The following is a 20,079-nucleotide window of genomic DNA, read 5'->3' on the forward strand; positions in this document are numbered from 1 at the left end:
ATGAAGGCCATCCTAGGGATGTAATGAGTCCGTCATGTGGCAGTGAGGCAAAAATGGCTGATAGTGGTATTCGAGGATTTTGGTTCACCGCTGATCGTTCCCACGCTCTGCGTGGGAATGCCTCTTCGGACGCTCCGCGTTCGGCTCTTGGGACGCAGAGCGTCCCGGGCTGCATTCCCACGCAAAGCGTGGGAACGATCATCAGGCCGGGGCCATTTCCTGCGCCAACCCGAGAAACGCCGCCGGCAGCCGCGCCCCTTTGCGCTCCTTGAGGCAATACAGGTACTCAGGAATCTGCGGCGCATTTTCGATGGTCAGCACCCGCAGTTGCGGATCGTGCGGTACTTCCTGCCGGGCAATGATGCTGATGCCGATGTTGCGCAGCACCGCCTCCCGGATCGATTCACGGCTGCCAATCTCCAGTAACGGCCCGAAACTCACCCCGGCGCTATCCAACAACTCTTCGGTCAATCGGCGAGTGGTCGAACCCGACTCCCGCATCAACAACGTATGCCCGGCCAGCGCACTGAGCGGCACATGGTCATGAACCGCCAACGGATGATTGCGATGCACGGCCAGCACCAGCGGATCGCTGCCGAGCACCCGGCGAATCAGTCGCGCATCGTCGAGCAATTGCGACGACGCCGCGACATCGACCCGATAATCCTCCAGCGCTTCGAGCACTTGCTGGGAGTTGCCGATTTCTACCGACACTTCCACCTGTGGCAAGCGCTCGCGGAAGGTCTTCACCAGATCAAGGATGTAATACGGCGCCGTGGCCGCGATGCGCAACGTGCCCTGGACCTGACCACTGTTGCGCAGGAAAAACTCTATGTCGGATTCCTGTTGTAACAACGCCTTGACCATCGGCAGCAGCCGCGCGCCTTCATCGCTGACGCTGAGGCGGCGGCCGCCCCGGTAGAACAGTTCAACCGAGTACTGGCTTTCCAGGTTGCGGATTTGCGTCGTCACCGTGGGCTGGCTCAGGCCGAGCTTTTTCGCCGCCAGGGTAATGCTGCCCAGGCGGGCCACCATGTAAAACGCCTTCAACTCGGCACTCAGCACACCCGTTCCTCATCGCTTATTTACGCAACAGGCGCAAACCGTTGAACACCACCAACAGGCTCACGCCCATGTCGGCAAACACCGCCATCCACATGGTGGCGATCCCGGCAAAGGTTACCCCAAGAAAGATCGCCTTGATGACCAAAGCGAGGGCGATGTTCTGTTTCAGGATGCTGGAGGTCTGCCGCGACAAGCGGATGAACGCCGGAATCTTGCGCAGATCGTCGTCCATCAGCGCGACATCGGCGGTTTCGATGGCGGTATCGGTGCCGGCGGCGGCCATGGCAAAACCGATTTCGGCCCGGGCCAGTGCCGGTGCGTCGTTGATGCCGTCACCCACCATGCCGACGTGATGGCCCTGTGCATAAAGGGCCTCGATGGCTTGCAGTTTGTCGGTTGGCAGCAGGTCGCCCTTGGCCTCGTCGATGCCGACTTGCGCGGCAATCGCCTGCGCGGTGTGGACGTTGTCGCCGGTAAGCATCAGGGTCTTGATGCCCAGTTCGTGCAATTGCTGGATCGCCTCGCGGCTGGAGTCCTTGACCGTGTCCGCCACGGCGAACAACGCCAACGGGCCTGATTTGTCGAGCAACAACACCACAGATTTGCCCTGTTTTTCCAGCGCGAACAGCTTCTCTTCCAGTGCCGGCGAGCAGAGTCTTAGTTCTTCAACCAGCCGATGATTGCCCAAGTGGTAAGTCTGGCCATTAATGTCGCCACGCACCCCGCGACCGGCCAGCGCTTCGAAGTTATCCACAACGAGTGGCGCGGATTGTTTATCCACAGCAGCATTGGCGATGGCGAGCGACACCGGGTGATCCGAACGACCGGCCAGCGCCGCCGCAATCGCCGGAGCGCTTTGATCGGCAGTCGGATCGAGGGACAAATAATCGGTCTGCACCGGTTTGCCGTGGGTGATCGTGCCGGTCTTGTCCAGAGCCAGGTAATCGAGCTTGTAACCGCCCTCCAGATAGACGCCGCCCTTCACCAGAATCCCTTTACGCGCTGCCGCCGCGAGACCGCTGACGATGGTTACCGGAGTGGAAATCACCAGCGCACACGGGCAAGCGACCACCAGTAACACCAGCGCACGGTAGATCCAGTCGAACCAGACTGCGCCCATGAACAGCGGTGGAATCACGGCCACCGCAAGGGCCAGGATGAATACCGTTGGCGTGTAGATTTTCGAGAAGCTGTCGACGAAACGCTGAGTTGGCGCCCGCGCGCCTTGCGCCTGTTCGACGGCATGGATGATCCGCGCCAGCGTCGAGTTGTTGGCCGCGGCGGTCACGGCAAATTCCAGAGACCCAGCCTGATTGATGGTTCCGGCGAACACTTTGTCTCCGAGCGTTTTTTCCACCGGCAGGCTTTCGCCAGTGATCGGCGCCTGATCGATGGTTGAGCTACCGGACACGACTTCACCGTCCAGACCAATCCGCTCACCGGGACGTACCCGCACCCGTGCACCGAGCTCGATGGTGTTGACGTCCTGCTCGACCCAGCGGCCATCGGCTTGCTGCACCGTGGCCTGTTCCGGGGTCATCTGCATCAAGCCGCTGATAGCATTGCGCGCACGGTCCAGGGATTTGGCCTCGATCAACTCGGCCACAGTGAACAGGAACATCACCATCGCCGCTTCCGGCCACTGCCCGATCAGGATCGCGCCGGTCACCGCGATGCTCATCAGCGCGTTGATGTTCAGGTTGAGGTTTTTAAGGGCAATCCAGCCCTTTTTGTACGTGCTCAGCCCGCCACTGAGAATCGAAACCAGCGCAATGATCGCCACCACCCAATTGGGCGCGGCATTAGTGAAGTGGATCACTTCGGCAGCCAGCGCCCCCACGCCGGACAGCGCCAGTGGCCACCACGGTTTTTTCTCCGGCGCTGGAGCGGGCGCTTCAATGCCTTCCTCCATCGGCTCGGCAACCATGCCCAGCGACTTGATCGCCTCGATGATCGGCGCGGTACTCGGCAGGTCGTGGGTCACGCCCAACACCCGGTTGATCAGGTTGAATTCCAGCTGCTGCACACCCGCGAGCTTGCCGAGTTTGTTCTGGATCAGCGTCTGCTCGGTCGGGCAGTCCATCGCGTCAATGCGGAAACTGCTCAGCCGTGCACCGGCCGTTGGCGTTTCACTCAACTTGATCAGCGACGGTGCCGCCACTTTGGCAGAACAGCAGGAATCACCGTGGCCGCCATGCTCATGCTTCTGCACAGGCTGCAGCTTGTGGCTGTGATCGTGCTCAGCCTTAGGGATGTGGGTGTGTTGGGAGTCGCTCATCAGGTCGCGTCCATAAAGGTGCCTGTTGCCAAGTAAAGCCCCTGTAGCCACTATAGGGTCAAGCACCTATTGGGAGATTGTCGTCATGAAGATCGGAGAACTGGCCCGACTCACCGACTGCGCCGTGGAAACCATCCGTTATTACGAGCGCGAAAACCTGCTGCCAGAACCGGCCCGCAGCGACGGCAACTACCGCGTCTACACCCAGGCCCACGCCGAACGCCTGACCTTCATCCGCAACTGCCGCACCCTCGACATGACGCTGGAAGAAATCCGTAGCTTGCTGGCCTTGCGCGACAGTCCGCAGGATCAGTGTGAAAGCGTGAATGCGCTGATCGACGAACACATCCACCATGTCAAGGCGCGGATCGATGGGTTACTGGCATTGCAGACACAGTTACTCGACCTGCGCCAACGCTGTGGCGAAGGGCCGGAGATTGATCAGTGCGGGATTTTGCAGCGGCTGGAAGTGAGTGGCGGGGTTGTGGCGACGGAGGTTGAGCATTCGCATGTCGGCCGCAGTCACGGCCATTAGCGTTCAATGATCGTTCCCACGCTCTGCGTGGGAATGAATCCCGTGACGCTCTGCGTCACAGTGGACGCGGAGCGTCCATAGAGGCATTCCCACGCGGAGCGTGGGAACGATCGAGACCGCGTATCAAACCGCCATCGGCGCGGTCATCGGCGCGTGGTGCTGATAACCCTCAAGCGAGAAATCGCCCGGCTCGATCAGCTCCAGCCACTCCGGCTGATAAACACCGGTCTTGGCAAACTCCGGCACACGATCACTGATCACCAGTTTCGGCATCGGGAACGGCTCGCGCTTGAGCTGTTCATTGAGCATGTTCAAGTGGTTTTCGTAGACGTGCGCGTCACCGATGAAATAGGTGAACCAGCGCGGCGTATAACCGGTCAGGCGACCGATCAGGCTCAGCAGTGCGGCGCCTTCGGTGAGGTTGAACGGCGTGCCCAGGCCCAGGTCGTTGGAGCGGATGTAAAGGGTCAGGGAAATTTCCTTGGTCTCGACATTCGGGTGGAACTGGTACAGCAGGTGGCACGGTGGCAAAGCCATTTCATCGAGCTGGGCGACGTTCCAGCCGTGGAACAGGATGCGGCGGCTGCCCGGGTCCTTGATGATGGTGTCGACGCACTGACGGATCTGGTCAATCGCCTTGTACAGCACCACATAAGCCTGACCGTCTTCTTCGCCTTCCGCGATCTGGCGGTAGCCCTGGCTCAGCGTCTGCTCGATGGCGGCCTGGTTGCTGACCGGGATCTGCTTGTACGCCGGCCACTTGCGCCATTGCACGCCGTAGATCTCGCCGAGGTCGTCTTCGCCCTGGCGGAACGGGTTGGCCAGCCATTGGGCATTTTCGTTGGCGTTCTGATCCCAGACCTTGCAGCCCAGCGCACGGAATTCGGCGGCGTTGTTTACCCCACGCAGAAAACCACACATCTCGCCGATGGCCGATTTAAAGGCCATCTTGCGGGTGGTGATCGCCGGGAACCCTTCCTTCAGGTCATACCGCAGCATCGCACCGGGAAAGCTGATGGTGTTCACGCCGGTGCGGTTGGCTTGCTTGGTGCCGTTCTTGATGACGTGGGCGACCAGTTCGAGATATTGCTTCATGAGTTACCTGTGTCCTTGAACCCGGGGCCCAAGCCCCGGGATCGAATTTATACTGCCGTCGCGGGTGCCGCCGGGGCGCGGTGATACGCCAGCCAGATCAGAAACAGCCCGCCGACTATCATCGGTACGCAGAGCACTTGACCCATGGTCAGCCAGTTCCAGGCCAGATAGCCCAGTTGCGCGTCCGGTACGCGGACGAATTCGACGATGAAGCGGAAGATGCCATAGAACAGCGCAAACATCCCGGACACCGCCATGGTTGGCCGCGGCTTGCGCGAAAATAGCCAGAGAATGGCGAACAGCGCCACGCCTTCGAGCGCGAACTGATACAGCTGCGACGGATGACGCGCCAGCTGTGCCGGATCGGTCGGGAAGACCATCGCCCATGGCACGTCAGTGGCCTTGCCCCACAACTCGGCGTTGATGAAGTTACCAATGCGTCCGGCACCCAGGCCAATCGGCACCATGGGCGCGACGAAGTCCATCAGCTGGAAGAACGACTTGTTGTTCTTTTTACCAAACCACAGCGCCGCCAGCATTACGCCGATGAAGCCGCCGTGGAACGACATACCGCCCTTCCACACTTCGAAAATCAGCGCCGGGCTCGCCAGGTAGGCGTGCAGATCGTAGAACAGCACATAACCCAGACGGCCGCCGACAATGACGCCCATCGACATCCAGAAGACCATGTCGGAGAGTTTCTCTTTGGTCCAGGTCGGGTCGAACCGGTTCAACCGGCGGGACGCCAGCAGCCAGGCGCCGCCAATGCCGATCAGGTACATCAAACCGTACCAGTGGATTTTCAGCGGACCGATGGCCAGGGCCACCGGATCGATCTGCGGGTAAGGCAGCATTGCGACTCCTCGTTAGAGTTGAAACCAAAATTCCCGGGCGACGCTGCCACCTCAGGATTAAGCCAGGATTGCGCTGTGCGTCAGAACAAGAAATTCAGGCCAACGCAGAACAGCAAAGCGGCAAACAGTCTTTTCAGCAACTTCGGCGACAGCCTGTGAGCCAGTCGCGCACCGAAGCGGGCGAAGACCATGCTGGTCAGGGCAATGCCCAACAGCGCCGGCAAATAAACAAAACCGAGACTATGGGCCGGCAACAATGGATCGTGCCAGCCCAGAATCATGAAACTTAATGCACTGGCCAATGCGATGGGCAGACCGCAGGCCGATGAGGTGGCCACCGCTTGCTGCATCGGCACACTGCGCCAGGTCAGAAACGGCACGGTCAATGAGCCACCGCCAATCCCGAAAATCGCCGAGGCCCAGCCAATCACGCTGCCGGCCACGGTCAGACCGAGTTTGCCCGGTACCGTTCGGCTGGCTTTGGGTTTGACATCCAGCGCCAGTTGCGCGGCGATGACCAGGGCGAATACGCCAATGATCTTTTGCAAGTTCGGGCCGGAGATCGCTTCGGCCGTCAGCGCGCCGAAACCGGCGCCGATCAGAATACCAACGGTCATCCAGACGAAAATCGGCCAACGCACCGCACCACGACGTTGGTGTTCGCGGACAGCGTTGATCGACGTAAAGATAATCGTCGCCAGGGACGTGCCGACCGCCAAGTGGGTCAGGATCGACGTGTCAAAGCCCTGCAAAGTGAAACTGAATACCAACACGGGGACGATGATGATCCCGCCACCCACCCCGAACAGCCCGGCCAACACGCCTGCGCAGGCGCCCAGCGCCAGATAGAGCAGAAATTCCATGCCTGCATCCTACTCTTCACCCAAAACCGGAGCGGCATGGTAACGGATGCATGGCCTCGGGCTCCACTGGATGGCGATGGATACCCGCGCGATGTCTGCGTAGAGTGGGCAAAAAACACACAAGGACCACCTTATGTGCCTGATTGTCTTCGCCTGGCGGCCCGGCCACGCCCAGCCCCTGATCGTGGCCGCCAACCGCGACGAATTCTATGCCCGCCCGAGCCTGCCGCTGGCGCAATGGCCCGAAGCGCCACAGGTGTATGCCGGCCGCGACCAGGAAGCCGGCGGCACCTGGCTCGGCATCGGTGCCAACGGGCGCTTCGCCGCATTGACCAACATCCGTGACCCGCATCAACCGCCGTCGCGCAAATCGCGGGGGGAGCTGGTGGCTGGATATTTGTTGGGCGACCAACCGATTGATGACTATTTGAACGACGTTGTCGCACGTTCGCTGGAATATGCCGGGTTTAATTTGTTGATCGGCAATGCCAACGAGCTGTGGCATTTCAATGCGCGGGAGTCCGAGGCAGTGATGCTGGCACCCGGGGTTTATGGGCTGTCGAATGCAGGGCTGAATACACCGTGGCCCAAATTGCTCAAGGCGCGGGCGGCGCTGGAAGAAGTGCTGGGGGATCCACAGCCTCAGGCTTTGCTGGCGTTACTGGCGGACTCGCAGGCGGCGCCGTTTGCCGAACTGCCAGACACCGGGGTTGGCCTGGCCACCGAGACGTTGTTGTCGAGTGTGTTTATTGCCAGCCAGAGTTATGGGACGCGGGCGAGTACGGCGCTGATTGTTCAGGCGGACGGGACGCGGCATATGGTCGAAAGGAGTTTCGGGCCGTATGGCGGGCATTTAGGGGAAGTGGAGATCAGGGTTTAGTTTTGTGTTGTCTGGACTGGCCCCATCGCGAGCAGGCTCGCTCCCACATTGGATTTGTGATCGACACATATCCCCTGTGGGAGCGAGCCTGCTCGCGATGAGGCCAGTGCTGGTTTAGAGGGTTTTGACCGAAGCCGGGTTGATCATCCGCGCCAACCCAAGATTCTTCAGCGCCAGTTGCAGCGAGCTGTGGATAACTTGCGGGTTGTCGATGGTCATCAGCTCCGCGAGCAAATCCTTGGCCTTGCTCAGGTTGATCTGACGCAGCATCCACTTCACTTTTGGCAGGTTGGTGGCGTTCATCGACAGGCTGTCAAAACCCATCGCCATCAACAACACCGCCGCTGCCGGGTCACCGGCCATTTCACCGCAGATGCTTACAGGCTTGCCTTCGGCATGGGCGTCACGCACCACGTTCTGCAACGCCTGAAGCACCGCCGGGTGCAGGTAGTCGTAAAGGTCGGCCACCCGTGGGTTGTTACGGTCCACGGCCAGCAGGTACTGGGTCAGGTCGTTGGAGCCGACCGACAGGAAGTCCACTTGCCGCGCCAGCTCCTTGGTCTGATACACCGCCGCCGGAATCTCGATCATCACGCCAATCGGCGGCATCGGCACGTCGGTGCCTTCGTCGCGGACTTCGCCCCAGGCCCGGTGGATCAGGTGCAGGGCTTCTTCGAGTTCGTGGGTGCCGGAGATCATCGGCAGCAGAATCCGCAGGTTGTTCAAGCCTTCGCTGGCCTTGAGCATGGCGCGGGTCTGGACCAGGAAAATTTCCGGGTGGTCGAGGGTGACGCGAATCCCGCGCCAGCCGAGGAACGGGTTGTCTTCCTTGATCGGGAAGTAAGACAACGCCTTGTCGCCGCCGATGTCCAGGCTGCGCATGGTGACCGGCTGCGGGTGGAACGCGGCGAGCTGCTCGCGGTAGATCGCCAACTGCTCCTTTTCGCTCGGAAACCTCTGGTTGATCATGAACGGCACTTCGGTGCGGTACAGACCCACCCCTTCAGCGCCGCGCTTCTGCGCCCGCGCCACGTCTGCCAGCAGGCCGGTGTTGACCCATAGCGGCATGCGGTGGCCATCAAGGGTCACGCACGGCAAATCGCGCAGTGCATCCAGCCCGAGGGCCAGTTGTTTTTCTTCCTCGACCACTTCGGCGAACTGCTTGCGCAGCACTTCGCTCGGGTTGGTGTAGACCTCGCCGTGGTAGCCGTCGACGATCATCTGGATGCCGTCGACTTTCGAATACGGCAAGTCGACCAGGCCCATCACCGTCGGGATACCCATGGCGCGCGCCAGGATGGCCACATGGGAGTTGCCGGAACCGAGTACCGATACCAGGCCAACCAGCTTGCCTTCGGGAACCTCGCCGAGCATCGCCGGCGTCAGTTCTTCGCTGACCAGAATGGTGTTGTCGGGATATACCAGGGTTTGCTGACGCTCTTCCTGCAAATAGGCGAGCAAGCGGCGACCGAGGTCTTTGACGTCCGAGGCGCGCTCACGCAGGTAGGCGTCGTCCATCAATTCGAAACGGTTGACGTGATCGGTGACCACCTGACGCAATGCGCCCTGGGCCCACTGACCGGTCTTGATCACGGTGGTGACTTCGTTGCCCAGCGCGGCATCGTCGAGCATCATCAGGTAGACGTCGAACAAGGCGCGCTCTTCCGGGCGCAACTGCGTAGCGAGCTTGGTCGACAGCGCGCGCATGTCGGCGCGCACGCCCTCGATGGCGGTCTTGAACAGCCCGAGCTCAGCTTCGATGTCGACGATGGTCTTGTCCGGCACCACGTCCAGATCGGCGGGAGGCAGCATGACCACCGCGGTACCGACCGCCGCACCCGGCGAACCCGGGACGCCGACGAACTTGGCTTCCTGAATGCCCTTGCCCTGACGACCCAGGCCCCGGATCGAACCGGTGGCTTCGGCGTGGGCGATTACGCCGGCGAGCTGCGCGCTCATGGTCACGAGGAAGGCTTCTTCGCCTTCATCGAACTGGCGGCGTTCTTTTTGCTGAATGACCAACACGCCGACGACGCGACGGTGGTGAATGATTGGTGCCCCGAGGAAGGAGGCGTAGCGCTCTTCACCGGTCTCGGCAAAGTAACGGTAGCGCGGGTGATCCGCGGCGTTTTCGAGGTTCAGGGGTTCTTCACGCGTGCCGACCAGGCCGACGAGACCTTCATTGGGTGCCATGCTGACTTTGCCGATCGAGCGCTTGTTCAAGCCCTCGGTGGCCATCAGCACGAAGCGGTTGGTCTCAGGGTCCAGCAGGTAGACCGAGCAGACCTGGCTGCCCATGGCCTCTTTGACGCGCAACACAATAATCCCCAACGCCGCCTTGAGATCCTTGGCGGAGTTAACTTCCTGGACGATCTTGCGCAGCGTATTGAGCATGGCTCGGGGTCGAACTCCGTCGTCAGTCGCGCGTTAAAAGGCGCGGGGCAAGCTCTTTGAGAGCGCGTCGATACACCTCGCGCTTGAATGTCACCACCTGGCCCAACGGATACCAATAGCTGACCCAGCGCCAGCCATCGAATTCCGGTTTACCGGTCAAATCCATCCGCACCCGCTGCTCGTTGGAGATCAGGCGCAGGAGAAACCATTTCTGTTTCTGGCCGATGCACAGCGGTTGGCTGTGGGTACGGACCAGACGTTGCGGCAAACGATAGCGCAACCAGCCCCGGGTGCAGGCGAGAATTTCAACATCTTCGCGCTCAAGACCCACTTCTTCATTCAACTCGCGGTACAAGGCGTCTTCCGGCGTCTCCTGGGGGTTGATCCCACCCTGAGGAAACTGCCACGCGTCTTGATTGATACGGCGAGCCCATAGCACCTGTCCGGCATCATTCGTGAGAATGATCCCGACATTGGGGCGGAAACCATCGGGGTCGATCACGGCAACAACCTCGCAAACGCATGTCGCCGCATTGTTCCACAAAGGTTGTGAAAGCAGCAACGCGCCGACCGACCTTATGTGCACTCTTGTGAAAAGTCCGTATTCTGGGCGCCTTTCTACAGACTTTTCAGCGAGTAACTGCAATGCGCCTGGCTTTATTCGACTTGGACAACACTCTTCTGGGCGGCGACAGTGACCACGCCTGGGGCGATTACCTGTGTGAGCGCGGCTTTCTCGACGCCGTTGCCTACAAGGCACGCAACGACGAGTTTTATCAGGACTACCTGGCTGGCAAGCTGGATAACGACGCTTACCTGAACTTCTGCCTGGAAGTCCTCGGCCGTACCGAGATGGCCGTGCTGGATCAATGGCACCTCGATTACATGCGTGATTGCATCGAGCCGATTGTGTTGCCGCAAGCCATCGAATTACTGGCCAAACACCGCGAAGCCGGCGACAAACTGGTGATCATCACCGCGACCAACCGCTTTGTGACCGGACCGATTGCCCAGCGCCTGGGTGTTGAGACCTTGATTGCCACCGAGTGCGAAATGGTCGATGGTCGATATACCGGGCGCAGTACCGATGTTCCGTGCTTCCGGGAAGGCAAGGTGACGCGATTAAATCGTTGGCTGGAAGAGACGGGGTACTCGCTGGAGGACAGCTATTTCTATAGCGACTCGATGAATGATCTGCCGTTGTTGGAGCAGGTTACACATGCGGTGGCGGTCGATCCTGATCAAAATCTGCGCGCTGAAGCCGAGAAACGTGGCTGGCCGGTGATTAGTCTGCGCGACTGATATCGCCTGTAGCAGCTGCCGAGGCACGAGGCTGCGTTGCGGTCAGCAGGACCGCCCATGGGGCCGCTTCGCAGCCCATCGCAGCCTCGTACCTCGGCAGCTGCTACAGATTCCGCGCTAAACAGGCTTGGCACCCATCAACCCAGCAATAGCGATAAAGCAGACAAAACTGAACAACGCCAAGGCGAAGGTAAATTTACCCACGCCCGCCGGTGCCTTGCGCAGCTTATTCAGGCGCACCAACAGCCAGAACCACGCCAGCGCCGCCACCGTATAAAGCACACTCGAAGCCAGCAACCACGTCTGCCCCAAAGACCAGCCCACCAGATGCACCATCCACCAACCCGTGAACGGCAGGCTCAGCAGCGCCAGGCCCATCAACAGCCAGATAAACACTCGCGGTCGCTGCAAGGTACGGCTCGTCGCCGTCGCGTCGCCATTGCGCCGCGTGCGCCAGACCCAGACCCCCAGGCCCAGCGCGCCGATCAGCAACACCACCGTTGCAAGCATGTGCGCCGCTTTCAGGGCCGTTAACGTTTCCATTGTCCGATTTCCTTATGACCTGCCCATCAGCGTAGCCACTCAGCCAAGAAACAGCTGATAAGCCGGATTGTCGCTTTCGTCCCAGTATGGGTAACCGATTTCTTCCAGCGCTGCCGGCACCAGATGACGTTCGTCATGTGGCACTTGCAGGCCCGCGACGACTCGACCATCCGCAGCGCCATGGTTGCGGTAGTGGAACATTGAGATGTTCCAGCGCCCGCCCAACTTATTGAGGAAGTTGAACAGCGCACCCGGACGCTCCGGGAATTCGAAGCGCAGGATCACTTCATCGACCACGTGGGCCGCACGACCGCCGACCATGTGGCGGATGTGCAGTTTGGCCAGTTCGTTGTCGGTCAGGTCCAGCACCGGGAAGCCTTGTTCGGTCAGGCTCGCCAGTAGCGCACTGCGCGGATCGGTTTCGGGGTGCGTCTGCACGCCCACGAAGATGTGCGCTTCGCTGCCGGTGTTGTAGCGGTAGTTGAATTCAGTGATCTGGCGCTTGCCGATGGCCTCGCAGAACGCCTTGAAGCTGCCCGGCTTCTCGGGAATGGTCACGGCGATGATTGCCTCGCGCCCCTCACCCAGCTCGGCGCGTTCGGCGACGTGGCGCAATCGGTCGAAGTTGACATTGGCGCCGGAGTCGATGGCCACAAAGGTGTGACCGGTGACGCCGTGTTGTTCGACGTATTTCTTGATCCCGGCCACACCCAGCGCGCCGGCCGGTTCAGTGATCGAGCGGGTATCGTCGTAGATATCCTTGATTGCCGCACAGATCTCGTCAGTGCTGACAGTGATCACTTCATCCACATATTCTTTGCAGATGTCGAAAGTGTGCTGGCCGATCTGCGCCACCGCAACGCCGTCAGCGAAGAGGCCCACGGTCGGTAAAACCACGCGCTCGCCTGCCGCCATGGCGGCTTGCAGGCAGTTGGAATCGTCCGGCTCGACGCCGATGATCTTGATTTCCGGGCGCAGGTATTTCACATAGGCCGCGATGCCGGCGATCAGCCCGCCGCCGCCCACCGGAACGAAAATCGCATCCAGACGCCCCGGGTGCTGGCGCAGAATCTCCATCGCCACCGTGCCCTGCCCGGCAATGGTGTGGGGATCGTCGTAAGGGTGGATGTAGACGTAGCCTTTTTCGTCGACCAGTTTCAGCGAGTAGGCCAAAGCCTCCGGGAACGAATCCCCGTGCAGCACCACTTTGCCGCCGCGTGAGCGCACGCCTTCGACTTTGATTTCCGGGGTGGTCTTGGGCATGACGATGGTCGCTTTCACGCCCAATACTTTCGCCGCCAGGGCCAAGCCTTGCGCATGATTGCCAGCCGAAGCCGTTACCACGCCGCGAGCGCGTTCTTCATCGCTCAACTGAGTCAGCTTGTTGTAAGCGCCGCGAATCTTGAACGAGAACACGGGCTGCAAGTCTTCGCGCTTGAGCCAGATACTGTTGCCCAGCCGCTCGGAGAGCTGGCGGGCAGTCTGCAATGGGGTTTCTACGGCAACGTCATAAACGCGCGAGGTGAGGATCTTTTTGACGTACTGTTCGAGCATCGGAAAGCATCACTGAGCGGGTTGGGCAGGGCCAAGGAGTCTAACCCGGCTTTCAGCTGTACGACCACACGAATACAGCGGTTTTAGCCCCGCTTAGGGCTATAATGCCGGCCTTTCGTTCCCTCCCCGGCATCTCGGAGCCCGCATGAACCAGGATCAACTCAAACAGGCAGTGGCTCAGGCCGCCGTCGACTTCATCCTCCCGAAACTCGACGACAAGAGCATCGTCGGGGTCGGCACCGGTTCCACTGCCAACTGCTTCATTGACGCCCTGGCCAAGCACAAAGGCGCGTTCGACGGCGCGGTCGCCAGCTCCGAAGCCACTGCCGCTCGCCTCAAGGGCCACGGCATTCCGGTGTATGAGCTGAACACCGTCAGCGACCTGGAGTTCTACGTCGACGGTGCCGATGAAAGCGACGAACACCTGAACCTGATCAAGGGCGGCGGCGCAGCCCTGACCCGCGAGAAGATTGTCGCCGCCGTGGCCAAGACTTTCATCTGCATCGCCGATGCCAGCAAACTGGTGCCGGTGCTCGGCGAGTTTCCGCTGCCGGTCGAAGTGATCCCGATGGCCCGCAGCCACGTAGCCCGCGAGCTGGTGAAGCTGGGCGGCGACCCGGTTTATCGCGAAGGCGTGCTGACCGACAACGGCAACATCATCCTCGACGTGTTCAACATGCAGATCACCAACCCGGTCGAACTGGAAAGCCAGATCAACGCGATTGTTGGCGTGGTCACCAACGGTCTGTTCGCGGCACGCCCGGCGGATCTACTGTTGTTGGGCACCGGCGAAGGCGTAAAAACCCTGCGCGCCAAATAAACCATATACAACACAAAACCTGTGGGAGCGAGCCTGCTCGCGATGGGGTCGTGTCAGTCGACAGAGATGTTGAATGGCAGACCGCTATCGCGAGCAGGCTCGCTCCCACAGTGGTTTTGCGGTGAACCCACTATCTGCGTATGGCACCGATCATGGGTCAAGGTTGTGTGGGTTTTTTGAAGACGTAGAACAGGTTCGGCTCGCTGACGAGGTACATCGTGCCATCGTCATCCATGGCGATGCCTTCCGCCTGCGGCACGGTCTTTTGCAGGCCCTGGCGCCCTTTTCTTAGTGACATTGTGCTCAACGGGCGCCCATCCACATCCAGCTCCAGAATCAACCGCGACTCGTCAGACAGCGCCAGCAAATGGCCGCTGCGCTCGTCGTATTGCAGACTCGACAGGTCTCGCACGAACATCCCGGCGTCGCGCCTGGGGTTGTTCACCACGTGTACGGTGTAGGACTTCTCCGGGTTGTAATGGGGGAAGCCCTTCACTTCGTAGATCAGCATCGGATCGCGCTCCTTGGCAACGAACAAGCGCTTGCCCACCGAATCGTAAGCCAACCCTTCAAATCCTTTGTTACGGGCCACGTGTACGCCAAGGGTCATCTGCTCGGCGTCCGCCCCATCGAGGAAGGTGGTGTCCTGCTCCAGATGAATCTTGATCAGTCGCTGCTCGCTCTCATCCGTGATGACGTAGGTGTCGGGACTGATAAATTCCACCGCCTCCGGGTCGCCGAAGCCAATCAACGCCACACGCCGCAAGATCTTGCCCTCCAGGGACAGCTCGATCAGCTCGGAGTTTTTGTTGGTGACGGTGAACAGGCTTTTGCGCACCGGATCGAACGTCAGCGCCGAGACGTTATCGTCCAGCCCGTCGATCACCCGTGCTTCGATGTCCACCCGATATTGATCCAGGCCGATGGATACACTGCTCTGCGGTTGCCAAAGGGTATAGAGATTGAACCAGGCCCGTTCGAACAGGCGCATGTATTGGGCGACGGCTACCAGCACGATCAGCGCAATCACCGACAGAATCAAAACGAGGGGTTTGGGACGGGCAAGTCGGCGCATTCAGGCAAGCTCGAAAACAAAAACAGGCGGATGAAATATCACGCCTGTATGAATTCAAGCTTAATGGCCAGTGGCTTTCGACGACAACTGCGCGATTGTTGCGGCCTAATTCTGCTTTTCGAAGCGATAGAACAGATTCGGCTCACTGACCATGTACAAGTTGCCCGCTTCGTCCATGGTCACGCCTTCGGCCCGTGGAATGGTTTTCTTCAGGCCATTAAAGCCGCTGAGCAAGGTCATGAAGCTGACCTGCTCGCCCTTCTCGTTCAGCTCCAACAACAAGTGGGAGTCGGCAGACAGCGCCAGGGTGTGGCCGGTACGCGGATCGATGGCCAGGGCCGACAGATTACGCATATCCAGTTTGTCACTGAGCAGTTTCTGCTTGTCGCCCTTTAACATCGGGCTACCGTCGCTTTTCCAGCTGAACAACGCTGGCGGGCGCTCCTCGCCGAGCAGGATCTGCTGATTGCGCGGGTCATAGACAATCGCTTCGAAGGCCTTGTTCTGGTCCTTCGAAGGGCCGAGGTCGTATTTCGGAAAGTCGGCGATGTTCAGCTCGCGAGTGTCGGCATCGACCTTGACGATGGACAGGATGTGCTCACGCTCATCAACAATGGCCAGCAGGCCATTGCCCAGCACGGTCACGCCTTCGGGGTTGCTCCAGCCCACCAGTGGCATCTTGCGCAACACCTCGCCCTGCAACGACAACTCGACCAGGAACGGATTTTTACCCATCACCGAAAACAGGGTTTTGGTTTGCGGATCGTAAGACAGGTCCGAGGCTTCGTCCTTTTCCATGCCCGGCAGCAGCTTGGCATCGATCACTGCCCGGTAATCCGGCAACCAGACGCTGGCCTGACGCTCGGCCTGGCTTTCGAAACGCTCATGTAACCAGAGCAGGCCGCGGTCATCCCAATGCATCGCAAAGGCAACGCCGTAGGCAATGGCAGCAACCAGTAACAGCCAGGAATACCAACGCAAGGCGAAGCGCGAACGGCGGGCAGTTTTGAAAGCAGGCAGCGGTGGGGTGGCCATTAAGGGATGCGTTCCAGAAATTCAGGCTAGGGGTAATAGCATAATTGGGACCGGCTCAGACGCCGCAAGCGCCGGAATTATCCAGAGAAAATGTGAAAAAAACGGGAAATGGCGGGATTACCTGAACCATGATCGTTCCCACGCTCTGCGTGGGAATGCATCCCGTGACGCTCCGCGTCACATCCAAAAATGGACGCAGAGCGTCCATGGCGGCATTCCCACGCAGAGCGTGGGAACGATCACCTGGGTAAATCAGCGCACGCTGCTGGTGAAGCGGCTTGCGCCTGGCAGTTCGATCACCAGCTCATCACCGACATTCAACGGACCAACACCCACCGGCGTGCCGGTCAGGATTACGTCGCCGGCCTGCAGCGAGAAGCAACCGGCCATGTGCTGGATCATCGGCACGATCGGGTTGAGCATCGCGCTGCTGTTGCCATCCTGACGCACTTCACCGTTGATGGTCAGGCGGATGCCGATGTCGGTCAGGTCAGCAAAGGTGCTGCCGGACACGAACGGGGCGATCACCGCCGCGCCGTCGAAAGACTTGGCGATTTCCCATGGCAAGCCTTTGGATTTCAGCTCGGCCTGCTTGTCACGCAGCGTCAGGTCCAGCGCCGGGGCGAAACCGGAGATCGCATCCAGCACTTCTTCGCGGCTTGGCTTGGTCGACAACGGTTTGCCGATCAACACGGCGATTTCCGCTTCGTAATGCACCGAGCCGCGCTCGGTTGGAATGGCAAAACCGCCTTCCAGCGGCACCACGCAACTGCCCGGCTTAATAAACAGCAGCGGTTCGGTAGGCACCGGGTTGTCCAGTTCCTTGGCGTGTTCGGCGTAGTTGCGGCCGATGCACACCACTTTCCCCAGCGGGAAATGAATACGCGTACCGTCGACATACTGGTGCTGATAGCTCATTACCGACTCCTGGTTCGTGCTCTTAACATTCGAAAATCAAACAGCAAAGATCTTGCCCGGGTTCATGATGCCGTTCGGGTCGAACACCGCTTTGACTGCTTTCATGTACTCGATCTCAACCGGGGAACGGCTGTAGGTCAAATAATCACGCTTGGTCATGCCCACGCCGTGTTCGGCGGAAATCGAACCGTTGTACTTCTCGACGGTTTCGAACACCCACTTGTTGACGGTCGCGCACTTGGCGAAGAACTCGTCCTTGCTCAGGTTATCCGGCTTGAGGATGTTCAAGTGCAGGTTGCCGTCACCAATGTGGCCGAACCAGACGATTTCGAAGTCCGGGTAATGTTCGCCGACGATCGCGTCGATTTCCTTGAGAAATGCCGGGACTTTCGACACGGTGACCGAAATGTCGTTTTTGTACGGCGTCCAGTGGGAAATGGTTTCGGAGATGTACTCGCGCAGCTTCCAGAGGTTCTGCAACTGGGTTTCGCTCTGGCTCATCACGCCGTCCAGTACCCAGCCCTGCTCGACGCAGTGCTCGAAGGTTTCCAGGGCGTGGTTGGCCACTTCTTCGGTGGTCGCTTCGAATTCCAGAAGCGCGTAGAACGGGCAATCGGTTTCGAAGGGGGCCGGGACATCTCCGCGCGCCATGACTTTGGCCAAGGCTTTATCGGAGAAGAATTCGAAGGCAGTCAGGTCGAGCTTGCTCTGGAACGCGTGCAATACCGGCATGATCGAGTCGAAATCGGTGGTACCAAGGACCATGGCGGTGAGGTTTTTCGGCGCACGGTCCAGACGCATGGTCGCTTCAACCACGAAACCGAGGGTCCCTTCAGCGCCGATGAACAGCTGGCGCATGTCGTAGCCGGTGGCGTTCTTGATCAGGTCGCGGTTCAGTTCCAGCAGGTCACCCTTGCCGGTCACGACTTTCATGCCTGCCACCCAGTTGCGGGTCATGCCGTAGCGAATGACCTTGATCCCGCCGGCATTGGTGCCGATATTGCCGCCAATCTGGCTTGAACCTGCCGAAGCGAAGTCCACCGGGTAGTACAGGCCTTTTTCTTCGGCGACGTTTTGCAAATGCTCGGTGACCACGCCCGGCTGACAAACGGCGGTGCGGTCAGTGAGGTTCACGTCGAGAATCTGGTTCATGTAGTCAAACGACACGACCACTTCGCCATTGGCGGCCACCGCAGCGGCGGAAAGCCCGGTACGACCGCCGGATGGCACCAGCGCCACCTTGTGTTCATTGGCCCAACGGACAATAGCCTGGACCTGCTCGGTGGTCTTCGGGAACACGATGGCGGTCGGGGCCGGGGCGAAATGCTTGGTCCAATCCTTACCGTAAGCATTCAGGGAGTCGGCATCGGTCAGCACCTTGCCAGGCTCAACCAGGGTCTTCAGCTCTTCAATCAAGGCGGGATTGGTCATCGACAGAACTCTCGAACAATTCATGGTCATCCTGAGAACGCTTCACGTCGCAGGAATGAGTGTTTAGCGGGGTGCATATGCTAGCATAACGACCCCGCAGCATAGTGCCCAACGGCCAATCTGCGGTGACGGCCTTTTTGCCGTCCGGGTCAGCGTCTGCTGGCTATTTCCTGCCATTTTTCTCCGGGATACAGGTTTACGCAGATGAGCAAGACTTCTCTCGATAAGAGCAAGATCAAGTTCCTTCTTCTCGAAGGCGTCCACCAATCGGCTGTCGACGTTCTCAAGTCGGCGGGCTACACCAGCATCGAGTACCTCACCGGTTCTCTGCCGGAAGCCCAGCTGAAGGAAAAGATCGCTGATGCGCACTTCATCGGCATTCGCTCCCGCACTCAACTGACCGAAGAGATTTTCGATCATGCGAAGAAGCTGGTCGCTGTCGGCTGTTTCTGCATCGGCACCAACCAGGTTGACCTGAACGCTGCTCGCGAACGCGGCATCGCGGTGTTCAACGCCCCGTACTCCAACACCCGCTCCGTTGCCGAGCTGGTACTGGCCGAAGCGATCCTGTTGCTGCGCGGCATCCCTGAGAAGAACGCTTCCTGCCACCGTGGCGGCTGGATCAAGAGCGCGGCCAACTCCTTCGAGATCCGTGGCAAGAAGCTGGGCATCGTCGGTTACGGCTCGATCGGTACTCAACTGTCGGTCCTGGCTGAAGGCCTGGGCATGCAGGTGTACTTCTACGACACCGTGACCAAGCTGCCACTGGGTAACGCCACCCAGGTCGGCAACCTGCACGAGCTGCTGGGCATGTCCGACATCGTCACCCTGCACGTTCCGGAAACCGCTGCGACCCAGTGGATGATCGGCGAGAAGGAAATCCGCGCCATCAAGAAGGGCGGCATCCTGATCAACGCCGCTCGCGGCACCGTGGTCGAACTGCAATCCCTGGCGGATGCGATCAAGGACAAGCACCTGATCGGCGCGGCCATCGACGTATTCCCGGTGGAGCCTCGCTCCAACGAAGAAGAGTTCGAAAGCCCGCTGCGTGGCCTGGACAATGTGATCCTGACCCCGCACATCGGTGGTTCCACCGCTGAAGCGCAAGCCAACATCGGTCTGGAAGTGGCAGAAAAACTGGTCAAGTACAGCGACAACGGTACCTCCGTATCGTCGGTGAACTTCCCGGAAGTGGCCCTGCCGGCTCACCCTGGCAAGCACCGTCTGCTGCACATCCACGAGAACATTCCGGGTGTGATGAGCGAGATCAACAAGGTCTTCGCCGAAAACGGTATCAACATCTCCGGTCAGTTCCTGCAGACCAACGAGAAAGTCGGCTACGTCGTTATCGACGTCGACGCCGACTACTCGGAAATCGCCCAAGAGAAACTGCAGCACATCAACGGCACCATTCGTTGCCGAGTGTTGTTCTAAAAG

General features: G+C 59.7%; 18 protein-coding genes. 5 read left to right on the forward strand and 13 right to left on the reverse strand.

The window, feature by feature from the left end:
- Positions 1 to 201 precede the first annotated feature (201 nt).
- Positions 202 to 1,065 carry a LysR family transcriptional regulator gene (locus tag J2Y56_RS02510; protein WP_150781271.1) on the reverse strand — a complete coding sequence of 288 codons (864 nt, stop codon included), beginning with the start codon at positions 1,063 to 1,065 and terminating at the stop codon, positions 202 to 204.
- A gap of 16 nt (positions 1,066 to 1,081) precedes the next feature.
- On the reverse strand, positions 1,082 to 3,343 hold the full coding sequence (locus J2Y56_RS02515) for a heavy metal translocating P-type ATPase (RefSeq protein WP_310348488.1): 2,262 nt from the start codon (positions 3,341 to 3,343) through the stop codon (positions 1,082 to 1,084).
- A gap of 85 nt (positions 3,344 to 3,428) precedes the next feature.
- Here J2Y56_RS02515 and cadR point away from each other — a divergent pair, with 85 nt between their 5' ends.
- Positions 3,429 to 3,878 carry a Cd(II)/Pb(II)-responsive transcriptional regulator gene (cadR, locus tag J2Y56_RS02520; protein ID WP_007945555.1) on the forward strand — a complete coding sequence of 150 codons (450 nt, stop codon included), beginning with the start codon at positions 3,429 to 3,431 and terminating at the stop codon, positions 3,876 to 3,878.
- A gap of 123 nt (positions 3,879 to 4,001) precedes the next feature.
- Here the strand turns inward: cadR and J2Y56_RS02525 are convergent, their stop codons facing one another.
- From J2Y56_RS02525 to J2Y56_RS02535, 3 genes are all read right to left on the reverse strand, one after another.
- Positions 4,002 to 4,973, reverse strand: a complete 972-nt coding sequence (locus tag J2Y56_RS02525) for a thymidylate synthase (protein WP_310348490.1) — start codon at positions 4,971 to 4,973, stop codon at positions 4,002 to 4,004.
- A gap of 47 nt (positions 4,974 to 5,020) precedes the next feature.
- Positions 5,021 to 5,827 (reverse strand): prolipoprotein diacylglyceryl transferase, encoded by an 807-nt coding sequence (gene lgt, locus J2Y56_RS02530; RefSeq protein ID WP_007945558.1) that lies wholly within the window; start codon positions 5,825 to 5,827, stop codon positions 5,021 to 5,023.
- Positions 5,828 to 5,907: 80 nt separating this feature from the next.
- Positions 5,908 to 6,690, reverse strand: a complete 783-nt coding sequence (locus J2Y56_RS02535; RefSeq protein ID WP_007945559.1) for a sulfite exporter TauE/SafE family protein — start codon at positions 6,688 to 6,690, stop codon at positions 5,908 to 5,910.
- A 133-nt stretch (positions 6,691 to 6,823) separates the two neighbouring features.
- On the opposite strand from J2Y56_RS02535, the gene J2Y56_RS02540 reads away from it, so the two are divergent.
- Positions 6,824 to 7,570 (forward strand): NRDE family protein, encoded by a 747-nt coding sequence (locus J2Y56_RS02540; RefSeq protein ID WP_310333448.1) that lies wholly within the window; start codon positions 6,824 to 6,826, stop codon positions 7,568 to 7,570.
- Positions 7,571 to 7,684: 114 nt separating this feature from the next.
- Here J2Y56_RS02540 and ptsP read toward each other — a convergent pair whose 3' ends face one another.
- A complete protein-coding gene (gene ptsP, locus J2Y56_RS02545) occupies positions 7,685 to 9,964 on the reverse strand; it encodes a phosphoenolpyruvate--protein phosphotransferase (RefSeq protein WP_007945561.1) in 2,280 nt (759 codons plus the stop codon).
- Positions 9,965 to 9,986: 22 nt separating this feature from the next.
- Positions 9,987 to 10,466: an RNA pyrophosphohydrolase gene (locus tag J2Y56_RS02550; RefSeq protein ID WP_007945562.1), complete on the reverse strand. Its 480-nt coding sequence runs from the start codon at positions 10,464 to 10,466 to the stop codon at positions 9,987 to 9,989.
- A gap of 143 nt (positions 10,467 to 10,609) precedes the next feature.
- Here J2Y56_RS02550 and J2Y56_RS02555 point away from each other — a divergent pair, with 143 nt between their 5' ends.
- A complete protein-coding gene (locus tag J2Y56_RS02555; RefSeq protein ID WP_007945563.1) occupies positions 10,610 to 11,266 on the forward strand; it encodes an HAD family phosphatase in 657 nt (218 codons plus the stop codon).
- Between the two features lie 117 nt (positions 11,267 to 11,383).
- Here the strand turns inward: J2Y56_RS02555 and J2Y56_RS02560 are convergent, their stop codons facing one another.
- Together J2Y56_RS02560 and ilvA are read right to left on the reverse strand one after the other, a co-directional pair.
- Positions 11,384 to 11,809, reverse strand: a complete 426-nt coding sequence (locus J2Y56_RS02560) for a DUF2269 family protein (protein WP_310348494.1) — start codon at positions 11,807 to 11,809, stop codon at positions 11,384 to 11,386.
- A 39-nt stretch (positions 11,810 to 11,848) separates the two neighbouring features.
- On the reverse strand, positions 11,849 to 13,363 hold the full coding sequence (ilvA, locus tag J2Y56_RS02565) for a threonine ammonia-lyase, biosynthetic (RefSeq protein WP_007945566.1): 1,515 nt from the start codon (positions 13,361 to 13,363) through the stop codon (positions 11,849 to 11,851).
- A gap of 145 nt (positions 13,364 to 13,508) precedes the next feature.
- Here ilvA and rpiA point away from each other — a divergent pair, with 145 nt between their 5' ends.
- Positions 13,509 to 14,183 carry a ribose-5-phosphate isomerase RpiA gene (rpiA, locus tag J2Y56_RS02570; RefSeq protein ID WP_007945567.1) on the forward strand — a complete coding sequence of 225 codons (675 nt, stop codon included), beginning with the start codon at positions 13,509 to 13,511 and terminating at the stop codon, positions 14,181 to 14,183.
- A gap of 157 nt (positions 14,184 to 14,340) precedes the next feature.
- On the opposite strand, the gene J2Y56_RS02575 is transcribed toward rpiA, so the two are convergent.
- The 4 genes from J2Y56_RS02575 to J2Y56_RS02590 all read right to left on the reverse strand — a co-directional run bounded on the left by J2Y56_RS02575 (position 14,341) and on the right by J2Y56_RS02590 (position 18,642).
- Positions 14,341 to 15,258, reverse strand: coding sequence for an SdiA-regulated domain-containing protein (locus tag J2Y56_RS02575; protein ID WP_007945569.1), 918 nt, complete (start codon positions 15,256 to 15,258; stop codon positions 14,341 to 14,343).
- Between the two features lie 105 nt (positions 15,259 to 15,363).
- Complete coding sequence (locus tag J2Y56_RS02580) at positions 15,364 to 16,293, reverse strand: SdiA-regulated domain-containing protein (RefSeq protein WP_007945570.1); 930 nt, start codon at positions 16,291 to 16,293, stop codon at positions 15,364 to 15,366.
- 252 nt (positions 16,294 to 16,545) lie between these two features.
- Positions 16,546 to 17,211 carry a fumarylacetoacetate hydrolase family protein gene (locus J2Y56_RS02585; RefSeq protein ID WP_007945571.1) on the reverse strand — a complete coding sequence of 222 codons (666 nt, stop codon included), beginning with the start codon at positions 17,209 to 17,211 and terminating at the stop codon, positions 16,546 to 16,548.
- A gap of 36 nt (positions 17,212 to 17,247) precedes the next feature.
- Positions 17,248 to 18,642, reverse strand: a complete 1,395-nt coding sequence (locus J2Y56_RS02590) for an FAD-binding oxidoreductase (protein ID WP_033049202.1) — start codon at positions 18,640 to 18,642, stop codon at positions 17,248 to 17,250.
- A gap of 204 nt (positions 18,643 to 18,846) precedes the next feature.
- Between J2Y56_RS02590 and serA the strand changes: the two genes are divergently transcribed.
- Entirely contained in the window at positions 18,847 to 20,076 is a 1,230-nt protein-coding gene (gene serA, locus J2Y56_RS02595; protein WP_007945573.1) for a phosphoglycerate dehydrogenase, read from the forward strand.
- Positions 20,077 to 20,079 lie beyond the last annotated feature (3 nt).

This window comes from Pseudomonas sp. BE134 (assembly GCF_031456105.1).
GTDB lineage: Bacteria > Pseudomonadota > Gammaproteobacteria > Pseudomonadales > Pseudomonadaceae > Aquipseudomonas.